A 19,063-nucleotide genomic window follows, 5' to 3' on the forward strand; every position below is an offset into this window, starting at 1 on the left:
TATTTTTTTATTTGCATCCGACGCTATCGCGGAAAATTTTCCCGGATAGGTATTCCGCGAATATCGCGCAACGACCTCGGTTTTATTGTCGATTTACTTCATGCTACAAACAGGCCTGACTTCAATCGAGGAGAGTGTCATCATGATTGCTCCGGCCGTGGTAGCCGATACGCGCCATTCTTCTTCCGCCGCGAGCGACGCCGGTACGCGCGTCGCGGTGCAGCCGGTGATCCTTGCCGGCGGTTCGGGCACGCGTCTGTGGCCGATGTCGCGCGAACACTATCCGAAACAGCTGATCGGCCTGCTCGGCGATCGTTCGCTACTGCAATCCACCGCGCTGCGCCTCGACGATCTCGAGACCGGCCATCCGCTGAACGACGACGTGCTGGTCGTGTGCGGCGAGGATCACCGCTTCACGACCGCGGAACAACTGCGCGTCGCCGGCAAGTCCGCGTCGATCATGCTCGAGCCGCTCGGCCGCGACACCGCGCCCGCACTGACGCTCGCCGCGCTGCGGATCGTCGCGACCCGCGGCGACGCCGTGATGACCGTAATGCCGGCCGACCACGCGGTGGCCGACCTGCCGCGCTTTCACGCGGCCGTCGCGGCCGGCGTGCACTGTGCGGCCCAGGGCAGGATCGCGACGATGGGCATCGTGCCTGCCCGCGCGGAAACGGGCTACGGCTACATCCGCGTCGGCGCGCCACTTCGCGATACCGCGACGGGCGACCTCGACGTGCGCCGCCTGGATCGCTTCGTCGAGAAACCGCATCTCGAACTTGCTCAGCAGTACGTCGCATCCGGCGAATACTGGTGGAACAGCGGGATCTTCATCGTGCGCGCATCGGTCTGGCTGAACTCGATCCGCCAGCTCGAACCCGCCATCTACGCAGCCTGTGAGCGCGCCGTCGCGCAGGGCAAGCAGGACGGCGACTTCTTCCGCGTCGATCGCGACGCCTTCGCCGCATCGCCGTCGAACTCGATCGACTACGCGGTGATGGAGCCGCTCGCGAACCAGCCGCTGCTGTGCGAAAGCGTCGTCGTGCCGCTCGATGCCGGCTGGTCGGACGTCGGTTCGTGGGACGCGATCTGGCAAATCCTGCCGAAGGACGACGCCGAAAACGTCGGCCGCGGCAACGTGCTGTTCGAAAACGCCGAGTCGACCTTCGCGCATTCGGAAAGCCGGCTCGTCGCGTGCGTCGGCACGCAGAACCTCGTCGTCGTCGAAACGCCCGACGCCGTGCTCGTCGCCGACAAGTCCCGCGTGCAGGACGTGAAGAAGATCGTCGGTCGCATCAAGGCCGTGCGCGGTACGGAGGCCACCGACCACCGCAAGGTGCATCGCCCGTGGGGTCATTACGATTCGGTCGACATGGGCGAACGCTTCCAGGTGAAACGCATCGTCGTGAAGCCGGGTGCGCGCCTGTCGCTGCAGATGCACCACCACCGCGCCGAACACTGGATCGTCGTGCGCGGCACCGCGCGCATCACACGTGGCGAAGAAACGTTCCTGCTGTCCGAAAACGAATCGACGTACATCCCGCTCGGCGTGTCGCACCGTCTCGAGAACCCGGGCAAGATGCCGCTCGAACTGATCGAGGTGCAGTCGGGCGCGTATCTCGGCGAGGACGATATCGTCCGCTTCGACGATACCTACGGCCGCGAATGACGCAGCAATGCATGCCGGGCACGCCGCATCGACGGCGCGCCCGGCATGACGGAGAAACGGGAAGACAACCGGGAGATCGCGCGGGCATCGTGGCACACGACGGCCCGCGCGCTTCCGTTCGAATGACGATCAACCTACGCGGTACGCATACTCGCGGCGATCCGGCTGTACGGGATCGTTACGGCTCTCGGACAGCGCACCCGCGTGACGCTCGGCGATGAAGCGCTTGATGTCCGACTCCGCCCGCGCCAGCACGGACAGGCCGGCCAGCACCTCGCTTTGCGGCGCGTGCGCCGGCTCGTCGCCCGCACCATGGCGATCGATCCACTGGCGCGCCCAGTCGAGCGCGTACTGCTCCGCTTCGTCGGCATCGGTAAAGCGCGGACCGATCAAGCCCGAGCGCTCGACGCGCCGGTCGTCCTGCATGATCTCGGCCCAGGCGCGATACATCAGGTTCTGCACCGGCTGCGCCAGACCGCAGATCGTATAGCCGCGATATTCGTCGACTTGCGGTTCGGCCGCGGCGAAGCTCGCCGCGGTCGGACGCCCGCGGCGCAGCCCGGCGGGCGCTGCGCCCGGCACCGAGAACGACGCATCGGACGACACGGCCGCGTCGTCGCTCGACATCGCGGCGAGCGCCGCCCCTTCGCCGTCCCACGCACTCGCCTGCGCGACCGGCAGTTGCCACGACTCGGGGTTTTGCCAGAACACGCCGCGCAGCCGATCGTTATCGGGCACGGGCTCCGCACGGCACGCCGGCGCGACCGGCACAGGCGGCGGCGGAACGTACGCGAACGTGCGCCCGCTGAACTGGGTCAGCAGGTCGATCATCTGCAGCAGCGTACCGTTCGCGAGCCACTCTTCGTAGCGGCGGCGGCACGTCGGCCCGGACGGATAACGCCCGGGCAGTTTGGACCAGGCTTCACCGGTCGTCAGGATCCAGAGGACGGCGTTGGCAACGACGCGCGGCTCGGCTCGCGGACGGCCGCGACGGTTCAGCCGGATGGGTTCATCGGCGATCAGCGTTGAAAGACGAAACCACTCTTCATCGTTAAGCTCATCGAAGAACATAGTAGATCTCTCCACGCAGCCAGGCCGGGGCTGCGATTGGCGGCGCCGTCGTCACGCATCGCGTCACGGGGCGGCCCGGTTGCACATTATGGTTATCCGAATGTTGTGCATGCCGGCGCGGCACCGCACTTTCACGGTGCCGCCATTCCCGGCAATGGCGCACAAATCACGGTCTCACTCCAATGTGGGAATTTTTGTGCACGAAGCATACCACCCTCAGGGTTTATCTCAATATGACAATGACTTAATGTTACTTACTGAAACAACCTGCCATGGATGCGCAATCTATTTACGCTTGAATTTTTTTACGCGATCGTTATTCCCATGGCTGGAAAGCCCCGTCTGGCATGGCTTTGCCGGGGATACCCGAAGTCCTTACAACAGGCTTCAACCGATGTTCCGTCCCTCTCCGGCAACACTCGGCTGCATTGCTTCAAAAATTCGGTAAATCAGGGAAAATTCCGTAACAAGATATTCACGGATCGGTAAATCGTTCGAATACGGCTCAACTGAATTATCTCCGTGCACAATCTTTTTATTGTTTCTCTGCGGATGATGAAAGCGCCGAAGCAGGCAACGCGCATTGCTCCCGGCAGGCGAGTCCGGGCAGGTTCGTTACATCCTCGGCGACAGCGGCGGGCAACCGCGCGTCAGCGCAGATCTGCGACGAGCGATGCGCTTACGTCCGCATCGATGCGTTGCGGCGGCACCGAATAGGCCGGATGGTCGCAGCCGATAGACAGCGCCGCGCCGTCCTTGAGCGCCGCGCGCACGGGTCCGCTCAGTTGGAAGCGCACGAAATGAACGGCCGACGTTTTCTCCGCGTTGTCGCGATCGAGATCCTCGTCGGCGATCGCATAAACATCCGGATGCCCGTTGACGCGCAGGTACACGCGATCCTCGACACCGATCAGCCGCGCGAGCGCCGCGCGCCGTTCGGCCTCGTGCTCGTATTCGATCTGCAGCGTCGCCTTCAGGTTGGTGCCGTCGGGCACGAGCGGCAGATAGGCTTCCAGCTCGCCGTCGATGCCCGCTTCGTCGAAGATCTTCTCGATGTGCAGCATCTCCTGGATCTGATAGCGGATCGTGGTCTCGTCCTCGAACAGGAAGCGCAGATGGTTGCCGAGCGCCACCGCGCGGCGGCGCTTGTACGCGACGAGCCGCGCGTGTTCGGCCTTGCGGATCTTCGCGTACGCTTCGAGCGTCAGCAGCGAGTCACGGGTCAGCGTCATGGGATGTCCTCGAATGTCGTCGATGTCTTCACGGCGCGATCGATTCAGATGCCGTACGCGCGGCGCAACAGCGTCAGCGGATGCGCGAGCGGCGCGGCCGGCAGCCCGTGCTCGTCGATGCCCTGCTCGATGTGATGGCCGGCGAGCGCGCAGTCCGACGACACGACATCCGGTTTCGGCTCGGCCATCGCCTTGAACACGGGCGCGCCGATGCGCATCGCGTCCGCATGGAATGCCTTCTTCACGCCGAACGTGCCCGCGTGCCCCGAACAGCGCTCGACGACGTTGACGCGCGTGCCGGGCACGAGCGACAGCGTGTCGGCCGTCTTGCGGCCGATGTTCTGCACGCGCGCGTGACACGGCACGTGATACGACACCGTGCCGAGGCCGTTCTTGAAATCGGTCTTCAACAGACCGTCGCGGTGCCGCGCGATCATGTATTCGAACGGATCCCAGAATGCGTCGGCCACCGCGCGCACGGCTTCGTCGCCGGGGAACATCAGCGGCAGTTCGCTCTTGTACATCAGCACGCAGCTCGGGATCGCGCCGATCAGCGCATAGCCTTCGCGCGCATAGCGCTCCAGCACCGGCAGGTTCACGGCCTTCTTCGCGGCAACGCCCGCGAGGTTGCCCTGCTCGAGCAGCGGCATCCCGCAGCACGCCTCGCGCGTGACGAGCTCGTACGGAATCTCGTTGTGCGCAAGGATCGCGAGCAAGTCGTGACCGATGCCCGGCTCGTTGAAGTTCACGTAGCACGTCGCGTAGATCGCCACCTTGCCGGGCGTGCGCTCGCCGTCGCGCACCGGCAGGCCGTCCGAACGTTTCGCGGCGCGCCGGAACTTGCGCGGCGCGAACTCGGGCAGCCATGCGTTGCGATCGACGCCGAGCGCCGCTTCGAGTGCGTGGCGCGCGGGACGCGTACGATTCACCGCGTTCACCGTCTGCGTGACGACCGGAATGCCCGCGAGATGGCCCAGCGCGTCGGTATTCGACAGCACCTTGTCGCGCAGCGTCGCTTCGCCGCGCTGGTAGCGCGCGGCCTTCGCGCGCAGCATCAGGTGCGGGAAGTCGACGTTCCATGCGTGCGGCGGCACGTACGGACACTTCGTCATGTAGCAGAGGTCGCACAGATAGCACTGATCGACGACCTTGCCGAACGCGTCCTTCGACACTTCCTCGATGTCGCCCATCGGCGTGTCGTCGACGAGGTCGAACAGCGTGGGGAATGCGCCGCACAGCGACACGCAGCGCCGGCATCCGGCGCAGATGTCGAATACGCGCGTCATTTCCGCATCGATCGCGGCCTGGTCGTAAAACGCGTCGGACTGCCAGTCGAGCGGATGCCGGGTCGGGGCTTCGAGACTGCCTTCCTTGTGGGGCATGGGGCGCTCCAGCATGGCGCGCATCGCGCGGGCGCGCCGGCCGCGCGATGCGGACAGCGATCAACGCACGGCCAGCCGCGCGCCATGCCGCGGCGGGCCGTGCGGCCTTGCATGGGCTCGCGTCAGTCGACGAGACCGTCCAGCGCCTTCGTATAGCGGTTCGCGTGGCTGCGCTCGGCTTTCGCGAGCGTCTCGAACCAGTTCGCGATTTCGTCGAAACCTTCGTCGCGCGCGGCTTTCGCCATGCCTGGATACATGTCGGTGTATTCGTGCGTCTCGCCGGCGATCGCCGATTCGAGATTCTGCCGCGACGAGCCGAACGGCAAACCCGTGGCCGGATCGCCAACGGCTTCCAGATATTCGAGGTGACCATGCGCATGGCCGGTTTCGCCTTCGGCAGTCGAGCGGAACAGCGCGGCGACGTCGTTCTGGCCTTCGACGTCGGCCTTCGAAGCGAAATACAGATAGCGCCGGTTCGCCTGCGACTCGCCCGCGAATGCGGCCTTCAGATTCTCTTCGGTTTTGCTGCCCTTGAGTTGAGCCATTTGCGCCTCCGTTCGAGTCGGCGCGGCCGCATGCGAAGCCGGGCCGATGATGTATGTGGGGAACGATGCATGTGCGAAGCGCGCACGCATCGTGCTCTTTAATCTAGGCGCTCGCGTTCGCATCCCCCAATAGGCTTTTTCAATGCAACCGATAGCGGGCGGCCAGCGGGAATCCGGGGACGATACGGAATGCGCGGGCCGGAATGGCGCTCGGCGAGCGCCCGGCGACTGGCCGATTGGTGGCCGGGGCCCGGCCGGCTCCGCGCGACACGGCCTGCGGTGTGGTCGGGACGACATCACGCATCACGCATCCGTCGCGCGCTTGAGCAGCAATTCCCTTTCGCGCTCGTTACGGGTCAATTCCGCCGCGCGCCGGAATTCGACCTTCGCCTCGTCCGCCCGGCCGAGCTTCGCGAGCAGGTCGCCGCGCACGCTCGGCAGCCAGTGATAGCGCGCGAGTGCGGGATCGTCGCGCAGCACGTCGACGAGTTCGAGCGCCGCGGCCGGCCCGAACGCCATCCCTACCGCCACCGCGCGATTGAGTTCGACGACCGGCGAAGGCGCGACTTCGGCCAGTGCGTCGTACAGCGCGACGATCTGCGCCCAGTCGGTATCCGACGCGTGCCGCGCACGCGCATGGCAGGCCGCGAGCGCGGCCTGCAGCGCATACGGCCCGCGCAGGCCGCCGAGTTTCGTCGCCTGCTCGAGTGCCGCGAGGCCGCGCCGGATCAGTAGCGGATCCCAGCGGCCGCGGTCCTGGTCGAGCAGCAGCACCGGCCGCCCCTGCGCATCGGTGCGCGCATGCATGCGCGACGCCTGCAGTTCCATCAGCGCGACGAGCCCGAGCACTTCGCTTTCGTCCGGCGCGAGCCCGGCCAGCACGCGGCCGAGGCGCAACGCCTCGTCGCACAGCGCCGGGCGTGTCCAGTCGTCGCCCGCAGTCGCCGCATGGCCTTCGTTGAATATCAGGTAGATCACTTCGAGCACCGACGCGAGCCGTGCGGGCCGCGCGTCGGCGGAGGGCACTTCGAACGGCACGCGCGCCGCCGCGAGCGTGCGCTTCGCGCGCACGATGCGCTGCGCGATCGTCGGCTCGGGCGAGAGGAACGCGCGCGCGATCTCGCCCGTGGTCAGCCCGCCGAGCAGCCGCAACGTCAGCGCGACGCGCGCGTCGGTCGACAGCACCGGATGGCATGACGTAAAGATGAGCCGCAGCAGGTCGTCGCCGATGTCGTCGTCGCGCGCATCGGCGAGCGCATCCGCGATGTCGGGGACGACGTGCGCTTCGAGCGCGTCCATTTCACGGCCAAGCTGGTCGCGCTTCGCCGCATGTAGCGACTCCTGCCGGACCCGGTCGAGCGCGCGGCGTTTCACGGCCGTCATCAGCCATGCGGCCGGGTTGTCGGGCACGCCGTCGACGGGCCAGTGCTCGAGCGCCGCGACGAGCGTGTCCTGCGCAAGCTCCTCGGCCACGCCGACGTCGCGCACCACGCGTGCCGCGCGCGCGATGATCTTCGGCGCCTCGATGCGCCAGACCGCTTCGATCGCACGATGGGTCGCCTCGCGCATCACGATGCCGGCCCCTGCCCGGCCGCGTCCTGCGCCACGTACATCAGTTCCCATGCGTGGCCGTCCGGATCGGCGAAGCTGTGGCCGTACATGCCCGGGTATTCCATCGGCGGACGCGGCGTGGTGCCGCCGGCTGCACATGCCTTCGCGACGACTTCGTCGACTTCGGCAGGGCTTTCGCACGACAGGCACGACAACACCTGCACGTGCGTCGCCGGATCGACGATCGTCTTGTCGGTGAAGGTCTGGAAGAACGGCCGCACGAGCAGCATCGCGAAGATCGTGTCGCTGATCTTCAGGCAGGCGGCCTGATCGTTGGTATAGGCCGGTACGACCTCGAAGCCGAGCGCCTGATAGAACGCCTTCGAGCGCGGCAGGTCGGCCACGGGCAGGTTGATGAAGACCATCTCGTGCATGTCGGGTGCTCCGGGTGAGGGTGTGGTCAGGCGGACATCAGGCGCCAGGGCGGCCGACATGGAGTTCGCGGAACCGCTCGACCGCGTCGCCGGGCGTGAGGTCGTCGAGTTCGAACAGCGGGCGCACCTCGATCTCGCAGTCCATCTCCGCGCCGAACGGCGCGGGGAACCGGCGCGTCCATTCGAGCGCCTCGTCGCGTGAACGCACCTGGATCAGCGTGTAGCCGGCAATCAGTTCCTTCGTCTCCGCGAACGGGCCATCGACTACCGTACCCTTGCCGCCGGTGTACCGCACGCGCCAGCCGCGCGCGCTCGGCCGCAGGCCGTTCGCATCGAGCAGCACGCCTGCCTTGGCGAGTTCCTCGTGATAGACCGTCATGGCCTCGACCAGCCGGTTGTCCGGCAATGCGTCGGATTCGCTGACGGCGTTCGCCCGGATCATGATCATGAATCGCATCGTTCACTCCCTGTCGTCGGTGGAAAGAGGCGTCCGTTCATCGGCGCCTTATCCTGACGACGGGCGGCAGGCTGAGGGATCGACCTTCCACATGGCGAATCAGGGTAAACACCGGGAAACGGCCGTCACAGAAAGCACGGACCAACCGCACGCACTTCGACCGTGCACCATTGCGCGGCCGGGCACTGGCGCGCAATCTCGATCGCTTCGTCGCGCGTATCGACGTCGACGAGGAAGAAGCCGCCGACCATCTCCTTCGCTTCGGCAAACGGGCCATCGACGAGGCGCGTCTCGCCGTCGCGAACCTGCACACGGGTCGCGCGCTCGGAGCGCTCCAGCGACTCGACGCCGCGCAGCACGCCGCGCGCTTTCAGCGTCTCGGCGAAATCGACCATCCGCGCATACAGCGCCTGCCCGTCCTCGAGCGTGCGCTCGGCGCGCTGGCCGGTCGGTTCGACAATCAACAGCATGTAGGCCATGAAGATCTCCTGGTGAGGCCGTGCACGGAAGCGTCCGGAATGCATGCAGAAGCGATGCGCAACGGCAGGTCAGGTGCAGAGCGTAACAGCCGCGGCCGGCCCCGCCGGCATCGTTGGCCATCCGGCACTGGCCGAACGGCCATTTCGATCGCGGCACGCCATTTTGCCGTCAACATGCTTTCCCGAACCTTCGAATTTTCTTCCCGGGACCGCTCCATGTCACGCCTGCCGCCGTCGCTCGTGCTCGCCGCATCGCTCGTCTGTGCCGCCCTGCCCGCCACCGCCGCGCCGCCGATCAGCGCCGGCTGCGGCGGCGCAACCACGGCGATCGCCGACATCCGGCACCGCAGCGGCCGTTCGCCGCTGGCCGGACGAACCGCGTCGATCGAAGCGGTCGTCACCGCGGAATTCGGCGGCGCCGACGGCTTCGGCGGATTCTTCGTCCAGCAGGCCGACGCGCAGCGGCGGCAGCGGCCGGGCGTCCCAGAAGGCATGTTTGTCTACGCACCGAACGCGCGGGCCAACCCCGGCGATCTCGTCCATCTGACCGGCAGAGTCGAACAGAAGTACGGCCGCACGCAACTCGCGCTGTCGGGCCGCGTGGCCGTCTGTGCGCGCGGGCAGTCCGTTACCCCGGCAACGCTCGCGCTACCGGTCGACACGCTGTCGGTGTTTGCCGCGCACGAAGGCATGCGGGTGAGGTTCGCGCAAACGCTGACGGTCAGCGACACCTATTCGCTCGGCCGCTACGGCAGCATCGTGCTCAGCAACGGCCGTCTGCAGATCCCGACCCACGTGGCCTTGCCGGCCGAAGCCGCGATGCAGGCGGCGGCCAATGCCCGCAACCGCATCGTGCTCGACGACGGTTCGAGTCGCGTGACGCCAGTGACCGTCCGCTATCCGCCGCCCGCGCTGAGCGCCGCCAATACGCTGCGCACGGGCTACACGGTGCGCGGTATCGAAGGCGTGCTCGAGAAACGCTACGGGTCGTGGCGGCTGCAGCCAGTGCCGGCGTCGGCACCGGTCTTCGACGCCGCGTCGAATCCGCGAGCCGATGCGCCGGCACGGCATGCGCGGGCCGACGTGCGCGTCGTATCGTTCAACGTATTCAACTATTTCAACGGCAGCGGCGGCCGCTTCGGCGATCCGGCCAATCGGGGCGCGAAGACGCCCGCCGCATTCGCGCGCCAGGAAGCGAAGATCGTCGCCGCGTTGCGCGCGCTGCGCGCCGACGTGATCGGCCTGATGGAAGTCGCGAACAACGGTCATGGCCCCGCGAGCGCCGTGCAGCGGCTCGCTGCCCGGCTCGGCGACGGCTGGCGCGCGGTCGACCCCGGCACGGCACGGCTCGGTCGGGACGCGATCGCGGTCGCGTTGCTGTACGACAGCCGGACGATCGAACCCGTCGGACACGCCGCCACCGTCGCGATCGATGGCCGCGGCCGGCCGCCGCTCGCGCAGACGTTCCGGCGCATCGGCGGAACACTCGCGTTCACGGTCGCGGTCAACCACCTGAAGTCGAAGAATTGTCCGCACGCGACCGGCCCGGATCTCGACCGGCAGGACGGCCAGGGCTGCTGGAACGCGACGCGCACGCGCGCAGCCGCACGCATCGCCGACTGGCTCGCCACATCGCCGACCGGCATCGCAGCAGACGGCGTCCTGTTGATCGGCGACCTGAACAGCTACGCGAAGGAAGATCCGCTACGCGTGCTCGAGTCGCACGGCTACACGAACCTCGTCGCCCGCTTTCTCGGTAATGCCGGGTACAGCTACGTCTTCCGCGGCGAAGCCGGCAACCTCGACCACGCGCTCGCCACCGCGCCGCTCGCCGCGCGCGTGAAGGCCGTGCATGCATGGCACATCAATGCCGATGAGCCGACTGCGTTGCAAGCCGTACCCGATTACAAAACGCCGGCGCAACGGGCCGCGTATTACGCACCCGATGCATATCGCTCGTCGGACCACGATCCGATCGTCATCGACCTTGCACTGGCGGAAGGCGGCGCGTGAACCGCCGCGGGCACGAACCGTGCTCCCTTGAAAACCGGCGACTAGTGCAATTGCATCAAGCCGACGCATGCAATGGCACTATTTACCTGACCACTCGGGCAACGCCATATTTACCGTACTTTCACTTCGTGCAAACGCGACCCAACGCCACCTCGCCAGAAGCGCGAAATTTTTTCAACCGCCGCTCCGCCCCGTGTGGCGGGGCTTTCGAGGCATCCCGCCGACGAATTGAAAATTTGTCTCGAAACTCAATTGGAAGATGTGAATCACACTAGTTGCTGGGATTCGTCTTATCTTCAAATTGGCCTGTAAATCAAATCGAAGGAGGATAAACACCATGGCGCTCACTGACTCGATCGAACACAAGCTGGACCGCGGCCTGTCCGACATCCGTCGCACCGGCCGGCGCGTGGGACGCACGACGCGATCGGCCGCCCGCGATCTGCATGCGGACGTGACCGACGATCTGCGCGGGCTCGTCGACGAACTCGAAGATCTGCTGAAGAACGATGGCGACGGCGACATCGCTGCGCTGCGCAAGCGCGTGCAGTCGCGGCTCGATGAAGCGCGCAGCACGCTCGATTACGCATCGGGCTCCGCAGCCGCCCGGCTGCGGGATTCGGCCGAACGCGTGTCGCAAGCCGTACACGACAACCCGTGGCAGACCGCTGGCGTCGTCGCGGGCCTCGCGTTCGTTGCCGGCCTGCTCCTTTCCCGCCGTTGAACGGGGCTGCCCGCAGCGCTGAGCGCCCCGTCCGTCATCAACCCGACAACGAAGGAGAATCGCCATGCAGAAGTCCCTCGCCCTGAAAGCTGCCGCCGCCGTCATGCTCGGCAGTCTCGCACTTGCCGGCTGCACCACCACACCTGACAAACCCGAGAGCGCATCCACCAGCGCGTCGAAACGCGAGTCCATCGACGCGAGCGTGAACGCGACGCTGTCGCGCCTCTATTCGACGGTGCAGGGCTCGCGTGAGCTCGTCGCGAAATCGCGCGGCGTGCTCGTGTTCCCGAACGTGCTGCAGGCCGGCTTCATCGTCGGCGGCCAGTCCGGCAACGGCGCGCTGCGCGTCGGCGGCAGCACCGTCGGCTACTACAACACGTCGTCGCTGTCGGTCGGCCTGCAGGCCGGCGCGCAATCGAAGGCGATCGTGTTCCTGTTCATGACGCAGGATGCGCTCGACTCGTTCCGCAAGTCCGAAGGCTGGTCGGCCGGCGCCGACGCCTCCGTCGCGGTCGTGAAGGTCGGCGCGAACGGCGCGATCGACTCCAACACGGCCACCGCACCGGTCGAGGTGCTGGTGCTGACCAACGCGGGCCTGATGGGCGACCTGTCGGTGAACGGCACCAAGGTCACCAGGCTCAACATCTGACGAACCGGCGCGGCATCGCCGCGTCTCCGCTTCCCGGCAGCGCCGCGGCTCCGGCCGCGGCGTTTTCATGTGCGCCGCGCGCCCCGGCTATGATGGCGACACCTTTGCGGGCATACTGCGATCGGGCCGCCCCGCCGCGCGCTTCGCCGCGAACTCCGTGACGTTCGCGAGTCGATCTCGCCCGGGGCAACGAGATTCAATCAAACCAGGCATCAATCTGCGCGAACCATCCATGGATAGCGGACACGATCACCAAAAATTCTTCTATTTCCTGCTGTTCGCGGTCACCGTCGGACTGTGCTGGATTCTCGCGCCGTTCTCCGGCGCCGTCTTCTGGGGCACCATTCTCGCGATCCTGTTCCAGCCGGTGCAGCGCTGGCTCGCCGCACGCCTCGGCAAGCGTCGCAACCTCGCCGCACTCGTCACGATGTCGCTGATCATCCTGATCGTGATCCTGCCGCTCGTGTTCGTCACGGCCACGCTCGTGCAGGAAATCGCGTACGTGTACCAGGAACTGAAGAGCGCGCAGCCAAACTATTCGCAGTATTTCCAGGACATCATTCACGCGCTGCCGACGTCGATCCAGCACCTGCTGCAGAAATACGGGCTGACCAACATTCCCGGCATCCAGAAGAAGCTGACCGACGGCGCCGCGCAGATCAGCCAGTTCGCGGCAACCCAGGCGCTCAGCATCGGCCAGAACACGTTCCAGTTCGTCGTGAGCTTCGGCGTGATGCTGTATATGGTGTTCTTCCTGCTGCGCGACGGCGGAGAGATCGGCCGGCGCGTGCGCCGCGCGATGCCGCTCGACGAAGAGCACAAGAACCTGCTGCTCGCGAAGTTCACGACCGTCGTGCGTGCGACCGTGAAAGGCAACATCGCGGTCGCGCTCGTGCAAGGCGCGCTCGGCGGCCTGATCTTCTGGATCCTCGGGATCGAGGGCGTCGTGCTGTGGGGCGCGCTGATGGCGTTCCTGTCGCTGCTGCCGGCAATCGGTGCAAGCCTCGTGTGGGTGCCCGCCGCGCTCTACTTCCTCGCGATCGGCGCGATCTGGAAATGCGTGATCCTCGTCGCGTTCTGCGTCGGCGTGATCGGCCTCGTCGACAACCTGCTGCGCCCGATCCTCGTCGGCAAGGACACCAAGATGCCCGACTGGGTCGTGCTGATATCGACGCTCGGCGGGATGGCGCTGTTCGGAATCAATGGCTTCGTGATCGGGCCGCTCGTCGCCGCGCTGTTCATGGCGAGCTGGGACATCTACGCGCGTTCCGAACAGGGCGAATGACGCGACGAACGGGCACGGCCCGTCACGGATGACGAATGCGGTTCACGACGGGCGCCACGGCGCCCGTCGCCTTGTCCGGAGCCGCCCCGGCCATCGTTCGTCACGCAGGCGCTGCGAGCCGGCACGATCGGCCCGGCACACACAAAAAAGCGGCGGTGTGACGCATCCGTCACACCGCCGTTTGCCGAAACCGCACGGGACAAAACGCGCCCGGAATCGATCCCTTCGCGACGTTCGATCTCAGGTCGCGCGAACCCGAGAGCAACCGCTCACGCGTTTGGATCGACACGCAGCACGAGCTTGCCGCGATGGTCGCCGTCGAACAGGCGGTTCAGCACGTCGGGCGCGTTTTCGAGGCCGTCGGCCACCGTTTCCTCGGCCTTGAGCCGGCCGTCGCGCAGCCACCCCGCGAGCGTCTGCACCGCTTCGCGGCTCTTGCGATAGTCGAGGATCAGGAAGCCGCGCATCGTGATCCGCTTCGAGATGAGCACGCCGACGTCGTCCGCCGCACGTCCGCTGTTGTAGTTCGAGATCACGCCGCACAACGCGACGCGCCCGCCGATCACCATTCGCGACAGCACCGCGCGCATCACTTCGCCGCCAACGTTCTCGAAGTTCACGTGAACGCCGTCCGGCGTCGCCGCCTTGAGCTGCTGACGGAAATCGTCGGCCTTGTAGTCGACGGCCGCGTCGAAGCCGAGCGTCTCGGTCAGGTAGCGACACTTTTCCGCTCCGCCCGCGATGCCTACCACGCGCGCGCCATGGATCTTGCCGATCTGGCCGGCGATCGACCCGACCGACCCGGCCGCCGCCGACACCACGAGCGTCTCGCCGGGCTGTACCGGCGCGATGTCGGTCAGCCCGTAGTACGCGGTCAGGCCGCTCATCCCGCACGCGCCGAGCAGCGTCGGCAGCGGCAACCCCGACTGCGCGGGCAGCTTCACGAGCTGCGCGGCCTGATCGGCCGGTACGACTGCGTAGTCCTGCCAGCCGACGAGCCCCTGCACGAGATCGCCTTCCGCGAAACCCGCGTTGCGCGACGCGACCACGCGCCCGAGGCCGAGCGCGCGCATCACCTCGCCGATCGCGACGGGCGGCAGATATTGCGGCACGTCGCTCATCCACACGCGGTTGGTCGGGTCCATCGACAGATACAGCACGCGCACGAGCACTTCGCCGTCGGCGAGCGCCGGCACCGGCGTGTCGACCAGCGAAAAATGTTCGCGGCCGACGCGTCCTACCGGGCGCGTCTTCAGCAGCAGTTGGCGGTTCACTTGTGTCGGCACGATGTTCTCCTCCGGTTGTGGTTGTCGATGCGCGTCAGACCGCGCACATGCCGCCGTCGATCACGAGTTCGGCGGCCGTCACGAAGCGGCTCTCGTCGGACGCCAGATAAACGGCCGCATGCGCGACGTCGTCAGGGTCGCCGAGCCGGCGCAGCGGAATACCGCGAGCGAGCTTGCGCGTCGCGTCGCGTTCGCCGAGCGACTGGAACAGCGGCTCGACGATCCCCGTGCGGATGAATGCCGGGTGAATCGAGTTGCAGCGCACGTCGAGTTCGCGGCGTGCGCAATCGATCGCGACCGACTTCGTCAGCGACGCGACCGCCGCTTTCGACGCGTTGTATGCGGTGAAGTCCGGTTCGACCTTGAACGCGGCCACCGACGAGATGTTGACGATCGAAGCGGGGCTGCTCTCGGCCAGATACGACAGCGCATGCTTGCAGCCGAGCACGATGCTCTCGACGTTGATCGCCATCACGCGCCGCCACTCGTCGAGCTCGATCTGCGCGGGCGAGCCGATCGACCCGACACCCGCGTTGTTGACGAGCACCGACAGCCCGCCCATCGTGTCGACCGCCTGCACCAGCAGCGCCTGCCAGCGCGCTTCGTCGCGCACGTCCTGCGTCGCCGCGAACGCGACCGGCGCCGCGCGCCCCGCGTTGAGCTCCTGCGCGAACGCATCGAGCACCGCTGCTTCGGCGATGTCGGTCAGGAACACGCGCGCGCCCTGCTCGACCATCCGGCGCGCGATCGCGCGGCCGAGGCCGCCGGCGGCGCCCGTGATGTACGCGCACTTGCCTGCAAGGCGCGGAGAAACGACTGTCATGTGACCTGCTCCTATCGTGAATCGTCGTTGCGGACCGCTGCCGCGACGGCGGTTACCGTGCGCCGGCCGACGGCCGCGCGGTGTTGCGCGAGTATAGCGAGCGGGCAGCGACACACGCCCCGGACGGCTCGGGCAGCCCGTCGCAGCCTGCCCCCGATCGAACGAACGTCAGCGTACGCGAATGCCGCCAATCGATGAAATGAATATTCGTAATGCCCAGTCATAGATGTCGCTCATGATCTGCTCGCATCCGTGCCGATCCGATGGTGCGGCGCGACCGGGCTCTCGGCTCGACGGAAACCGGACGCCGGCACGAGTCGGCAACACGATGAAACGAATGGACTGAAGTATAGGAAGAGAGCCGCGGTGCGAGAACCGCATGCGGCACCGGGGTATCCGTGCCCCGGCGAGAACCGTCGTCAGAATCCGTCGCCTGACGCGCGCACGAATGCGCAGAGCTGCGGAGAATGGGTAGCGATCATCTGCTGGAACGGCGCGCGATGTCCATACGCGATGCCGGACACGAGCAGCAGGCAGACGGCCGCGATGCGCGGCGAGAACGAGCGCTTGAGCGCCCGGCCGTACGCGTGCAGGAACACCAGCGCGACCAGCGCGCCAAGCAGCCAGCCCGCAATGACTTCGGGAATCGTGTGCGAATGATCGAACACGCGCGCAACCGCCGTCACTGCGCCGACCGCGAGGCCCGCCGCCACACCCGGCAGCTTCCCCGGACGAAACGCCTGCCACAGCATCGACAGCGCGACGGTCCACACGGACGTCGACAGCATCGTATGCCCGCTGATCACGCGGAAATCGAACTGCGGAAGCTCGATTCCGCACCCTGCGTAGAGAATCTTGGTGGCCCCGACGAGGCTCATCCCGAGCGCGAGCAGCGCGACCCATCGCACCGCGAGCCGCCAATTGGACAGCGCGAGCCAGACGGCGCACGTCAGCGCGACCGGCAGGGTCAGCGCGGCATCGCCGATGTTGCTGATTTCACTCCACATGACGGACTTCGAACGACAAGCGAAAGGCCGCAGTTTAACGCAAGCGCGCCGTGCGTCTGTGTCAGCCTGTGACAGGCTGTATCAGCCCGCGACACCCGTAATCAGCAGCAGGTTCGTGCCGGTGATGACGGCAAACAGCGCCCACGCGGCCACCTGCATCCGGCGGCCGATCGCATGCTCGCCCATCGTGTTGCGATCGCTGACCGAGCGGATCAGCGGCCACATCGCGAACGGCAGTTGCAAACTCAGCAGCACCTGGCTCCACACCAGCAGCTGCCCGACCGAACCGTCGCCGAGCCACAGCACGCCGATCAGCGCCGGCACCAGCGCGAGCCCGCGCGTGATCAGCCGGCGCTGGTAGCACGGAATCTTCGTGTGCAGGAAGCCGTCCATGATCACCTGGCCGGCGATCGTGCCGGTCAGCGTCGAGCTTTGCCCCGACGCGAGCAGCGCAATGCCGAACAGCAGCGCGGCAGCGCCGCCCGCGATCGGCGTGATGAGCCGATACGCCTGTTCGATGTCGGTGACGTCGTGCCGGCCGGTCGCATGAAACGCGGCGCCCGCGACGATCAGGATCGCCGCATTGACGAGCATCGCGACGACCAGCGACACGCACGTGTCGATGCGCACCAGCGCGAGCGTGTCGCGAACCAGACCGCGCGCGCCGCCGACCACGTGCCGCGTCTGCACGACCGACGAATGCAGATACAGGTTGTGCGGCATGATCGTCGCGCCGACGATGCCGAGCGCGAGCACGATCGCATCCTTGCGGTCATGGCCCGGATCGCCCGGCACAAGCCCCAGCGCGACCGCATGCCAGTCGGGCGGCGTGATCGCGACCTGAGCGACGAAGCAGAACGCCATCGTCGCGATCAGCCCGAGCACAATCGCCTCGATCTGCCGGAAGCCCTTGCCTTGCAGCCCGAGGACGATCACCGTGTCGAGCGCGGTCAGCACGATCCCCCACGCGAGCGGCACGCCCAGCAGCAGCTTGAACGCCAGCGCGCAGCCGAGCACTTCGGCGATGTCGCACGCGATGATCGACACCTCGGCCGTCACCCATTGCACGACGCGGCCGAAGCGGCCGTAACGGTCGTAGCTCGCCTGCGCGAGGTCCTTGCCTGCGACGAGGCCGAGCCGCGCCGCCAGCATCTGCAGGAAGATCGCGGCAAGACTGGAAAACGCGACGACCCACAGCAGCGAATAACCGAATTGCGAGCCGGCCTGGATGTCGGTCGCCCAGTTGCCGGGATCCATGTAGCCGATCGCGACCAGCAGGCCCGGGCCGAAGAAGCGTTTGAGCTTTACCCAGCGCGACGCGCCGGCGTCGATCGTGATGCTGCCCTTTACTTCTGACGGGCAGAAGGGGGCTGTGGCGGTAGTGGGAAGCAAGGGCATGGGAACCGGGGATCGTGATCGCGACACGGTGATTTTACGGTCATCCGCCCCGTTTTCTCGCGCGCCTCGGCGCGCGGGCCGCGGCCCGGCCGCTCGCCGTCGGCGCGGCCGGGCCGCGGCGTAGCCCGCGCGTCGGGTATCCCGTCCGGCGCCCCGGCACCATTCGCCAGCAGCCGTTCGCGTTCGGCGACGCGAAACTCGGTCGGCGATATCAGCAGCCGCTGGCGAAACAGCTTCGCCAGGCGCTCGCCGCTGCCGAAGCCCGTGCGCCGCGCGACCTTGTCGGCCGGCAGCGTCGTGTGGATCAGCATGTGACATGCGCGCTCGAGCCGCACGTGCTGCACGAACTCGGTCGGCGTCACGCCGATTTCCTTCTTGAAGCGCCGCAGGAAATTGCGCTCGCTCATCGCGACCGTCTGCGCGATGTCGGCAATCGAGATGCGGTTCGCGCTCTGCGCACGCAGTTGCTGCACCGACATCCGGATCGACGGGCTCGCGCTCAACTCGCGAAACGCCCACATCGACTGCGTACAGCGCTGCTCGACCGGCCGCAGCAGGTTGCTGGCGATCTCCTGCGCGGCGCTATCGCCGAGATCGGCGCGGAACATGTCGAGCACGGTGCCGAGCACGTCCGCGTCGTCGGCCTGCCGTTCTATCGTTGCCGCCGAGCGACGGGCGCGACCCGTCGTCGTCGCGCCGGCATCCTGCGGCCGCGCTGCTCCCGCGAGCGTCGACAGGTCCATCCCGTCGACGATCCACCGCGCATGCCGGCGAATGTCGATCAGCCGGCGCCGCAACGCATCGTCCCAGTTGACCGACGCGCGATCGCCGTGAAGATGAAAGAACGCGAACGCCCGGCGGCCGTGCTCGTCGCCGAGCGCCTCGGCGGCGATCTTCACGCCGGACGACGACTGCAACAACCCGCCGCTTTCGGATACGTACTTCAGCTGGTAATCCGCACTGAACGCATGCAGGCGATTCGCCAGATTGAAAGCCTCGCCGAGACGCGCGGCCTGGGCCAAAGAAAACCCCGTACTCAAATAGACAACGACCCACCT

18 protein-coding genes are annotated in these 19,063 nt (G+C 66.8%); 5 read left to right on the forward strand and 13 right to left on the reverse strand.

What is annotated here, in order from left to right:
- Positions 1 to 142: 142 nt before the first annotated feature.
- A complete protein-coding gene (locus tag DIE13_RS07230; protein WP_124826496.1) occupies positions 143 to 1,669 on the forward strand; it encodes a mannose-1-phosphate guanylyltransferase/mannose-6-phosphate isomerase in 1,527 nt (508 codons plus the stop codon).
- Between the two features lie 129 nt (positions 1,670 to 1,798).
- Here the strand turns inward: DIE13_RS07230 and DIE13_RS07235 are convergent, their stop codons facing one another.
- From DIE13_RS07235 to DIE13_RS07275, 8 genes are all read right to left on the reverse strand, one after another.
- Positions 1,799 to 2,740 (reverse strand): transposase, encoded by a 942-nt coding sequence (locus DIE13_RS07235; protein ID WP_124826497.1) that lies wholly within the window; start codon positions 2,738 to 2,740, stop codon positions 1,799 to 1,801.
- A 650-nt stretch (positions 2,741 to 3,390) separates the two neighbouring features.
- On the reverse strand, positions 3,391 to 3,972 hold the full coding sequence (locus DIE13_RS07245) for a DUF3501 family protein (RefSeq protein ID WP_124826498.1): 582 nt from the start codon (positions 3,970 to 3,972) through the stop codon (positions 3,391 to 3,393).
- Positions 3,973 to 4,016: 44 nt separating this feature from the next.
- Positions 4,017 to 5,354, reverse strand: a complete 1,338-nt coding sequence (locus DIE13_RS07250) for a heterodisulfide reductase-related iron-sulfur binding cluster (protein ID WP_124826499.1) — start codon at positions 5,352 to 5,354, stop codon at positions 4,017 to 4,019.
- A gap of 122 nt (positions 5,355 to 5,476) precedes the next feature.
- A complete protein-coding gene (locus DIE13_RS07255) occupies positions 5,477 to 5,899 on the reverse strand; it encodes a rubrerythrin family protein (RefSeq protein ID WP_096505537.1) in 423 nt (140 codons plus the stop codon).
- Positions 5,900 to 6,202: 303 nt separating this feature from the next.
- The gene (locus DIE13_RS07260; protein ID WP_124826500.1) at positions 6,203 to 7,471 is read right to left on the reverse strand and encodes an RNA polymerase sigma factor; all 1,269 of its coding nucleotides are present in this window, start codon (positions 7,469 to 7,471) and stop codon (positions 6,203 to 6,205) included.
- Positions 7,468 to 7,884, reverse strand: a complete 417-nt coding sequence (locus tag DIE13_RS07265) for a VOC family protein (RefSeq protein WP_124826501.1) — start codon at positions 7,882 to 7,884, stop codon at positions 7,468 to 7,470. The genes DIE13_RS07260 and DIE13_RS07265 overlap by 4 nt, the downstream gene beginning before the upstream one ends.
- Before the next feature lie 37 nt (positions 7,885 to 7,921).
- On the reverse strand, positions 7,922 to 8,341 hold the full coding sequence (locus tag DIE13_RS07270) for a YciI family protein (protein ID WP_124826502.1): 420 nt from the start codon (positions 8,339 to 8,341) through the stop codon (positions 7,922 to 7,924).
- Between the two features lie 125 nt (positions 8,342 to 8,466).
- On the reverse strand, positions 8,467 to 8,820 hold the full coding sequence (locus tag DIE13_RS07275) for a YciI family protein (RefSeq protein ID WP_124826503.1): 354 nt from the start codon (positions 8,818 to 8,820) through the stop codon (positions 8,467 to 8,469).
- A gap of 216 nt (positions 8,821 to 9,036) precedes the next feature.
- On the opposite strand from DIE13_RS07275, the gene DIE13_RS07280 reads away from it, so the two are divergent.
- From DIE13_RS07280 to DIE13_RS07295, 4 genes are all read left to right on the forward strand, one after another.
- Positions 9,037 to 10,833 carry an ExeM/NucH family extracellular endonuclease gene (locus DIE13_RS07280; RefSeq protein WP_124826504.1) on the forward strand — a complete coding sequence of 599 codons (1,797 nt, stop codon included), beginning with the start codon at positions 9,037 to 9,039 and terminating at the stop codon, positions 10,831 to 10,833.
- A 337-nt stretch (positions 10,834 to 11,170) separates the two neighbouring features.
- Positions 11,171 to 11,557, forward strand: coding sequence for a YqjD family protein (locus DIE13_RS07285; protein WP_098552630.1), 387 nt, complete (start codon positions 11,171 to 11,173; stop codon positions 11,555 to 11,557).
- 64 nt (positions 11,558 to 11,621) lie between these two features.
- Positions 11,622 to 12,206 carry a YSC84-related protein gene (locus DIE13_RS07290; RefSeq protein ID WP_124826505.1) on the forward strand — a complete coding sequence of 195 codons (585 nt, stop codon included), beginning with the start codon at positions 11,622 to 11,624 and terminating at the stop codon, positions 12,204 to 12,206.
- 232 nt (positions 12,207 to 12,438) lie between these two features.
- On the forward strand, positions 12,439 to 13,491 hold the full coding sequence (locus DIE13_RS07295; RefSeq protein ID WP_096505553.1) for an AI-2E family transporter: 1,053 nt from the start codon (positions 12,439 to 12,441) through the stop codon (positions 13,489 to 13,491).
- 269 nt (positions 13,492 to 13,760) lie between these two features.
- On the opposite strand, the gene DIE13_RS07300 is transcribed toward DIE13_RS07295, so the two are convergent.
- From DIE13_RS07300 to DIE13_RS07325, 5 genes are all read right to left on the reverse strand, one after another.
- Complete coding sequence (locus DIE13_RS07300; protein WP_124826506.1) at positions 13,761 to 14,777, reverse strand: NADP-dependent oxidoreductase; 1,017 nt, start codon at positions 14,775 to 14,777, stop codon at positions 13,761 to 13,763.
- Positions 14,778 to 14,811: 34 nt separating this feature from the next.
- Positions 14,812 to 15,600: an SDR family oxidoreductase gene (locus DIE13_RS07305; protein ID WP_124826507.1), complete on the reverse strand. Its 789-nt coding sequence runs from the start codon at positions 15,598 to 15,600 to the stop codon at positions 14,812 to 14,814.
- Positions 15,601 to 16,019: 419 nt separating this feature from the next.
- Positions 16,020 to 16,607, reverse strand: a complete 588-nt coding sequence (locus tag DIE13_RS07315) for a phosphatase PAP2 family protein (RefSeq protein WP_124826509.1) — start codon at positions 16,605 to 16,607, stop codon at positions 16,020 to 16,022.
- An 81-nt stretch (positions 16,608 to 16,688) separates the two neighbouring features.
- Complete coding sequence (locus tag DIE13_RS07320; RefSeq protein ID WP_124826510.1) at positions 16,689 to 18,005, reverse strand: Nramp family divalent metal transporter; 1,317 nt, start codon at positions 18,003 to 18,005, stop codon at positions 16,689 to 16,691.
- Entirely contained in the window at positions 17,954 to 19,027 is a 1,074-nt protein-coding gene (locus tag DIE13_RS07325; protein WP_124826511.1) for a helix-turn-helix domain-containing protein, read from the reverse strand. Before DIE13_RS07325 ends, DIE13_RS07320 begins: the two co-directional genes overlap by 52 nt.
- Positions 19,028 to 19,063: the final 36 nt, after the last annotated feature.

Origin of the sequence: Burkholderia sp. Bp9016, assembly GCF_003857765.1 — a bacterium.
In the GTDB taxonomy this organism is placed as follows: Bacteria; Pseudomonadota; Gammaproteobacteria; order Burkholderiales; family Burkholderiaceae; genus Burkholderia.

Bases quoted from the DNA above. Each gene is read 5' to 3' on its own strand.
- DIE13_RS07230 (WP_124826496.1), top strand. From the start codon at position 143: ATGATTGCTCCGGCCGTGGTAGCCGATACGCGCCATTCTTCTTCCGCC.
- DIE13_RS07235 (WP_124826497.1), bottom strand. From the start codon at position 2,740: ATGTTCTTCGATGAGCTTAACGATGAAGAGTGGTTTCGTCTTTCAACG.
- DIE13_RS07245 (WP_124826498.1), bottom strand. From the start codon at position 3,972: ATGACGCTGACCCGTGACTCGCTGCTGACGCTCGAAGCGTACGCGAAG.
- DIE13_RS07250 (WP_124826499.1), bottom strand. From the start codon at position 5,354: ATGCCCCACAAGGAAGGCAGTCTCGAAGCCCCGACCCGGCATCCGCTC.
- DIE13_RS07255 (WP_096505537.1), bottom strand. From the start codon at position 5,899: ATGGCTCAACTCAAGGGCAGCAAAACCGAAGAGAATCTGAAGGCCGCA.
- DIE13_RS07265 (WP_124826501.1), bottom strand. From the start codon at position 7,884: ATGCACGAGATGGTCTTCATCAACCTGCCCGTGGCCGACCTGCCGCGC.
- DIE13_RS07270 (WP_124826502.1), bottom strand. From the start codon at position 8,341: ATGCGATTCATGATCATGATCCGGGCGAACGCCGTCAGCGAATCCGAC.
- DIE13_RS07275 (WP_124826503.1), bottom strand. From the start codon at position 8,820: ATGGCCTACATGCTGTTGATTGTCGAACCGACCGGCCAGCGCGCCGAG.
- DIE13_RS07280 (WP_124826504.1), top strand. From the start codon at position 9,037: ATGTCACGCCTGCCGCCGTCGCTCGTGCTCGCCGCATCGCTCGTCTGT.
- DIE13_RS07285 (WP_098552630.1), top strand. From the start codon at position 11,171: ATGGCGCTCACTGACTCGATCGAACACAAGCTGGACCGCGGCCTGTCC.
- DIE13_RS07290 (WP_124826505.1), top strand. From the start codon at position 11,622: ATGCAGAAGTCCCTCGCCCTGAAAGCTGCCGCCGCCGTCATGCTCGGC.
- DIE13_RS07295 (WP_096505553.1), top strand. From the start codon at position 12,439: ATGGATAGCGGACACGATCACCAAAAATTCTTCTATTTCCTGCTGTTC.
- DIE13_RS07305 (WP_124826507.1), bottom strand. From the start codon at position 15,600: ATGACAGTCGTTTCTCCGCGCCTTGCAGGCAAGTGCGCGTACATCACG.
- DIE13_RS07315 (WP_124826509.1), bottom strand. From the start codon at position 16,607: ATGTGGAGTGAAATCAGCAACATCGGCGATGCCGCGCTGACCCTGCCG.
- DIE13_RS07320 (WP_124826510.1), bottom strand. From the start codon at position 18,005: ATGCCCTTGCTTCCCACTACCGCCACAGCCCCCTTCTGCCCGTCAGAA.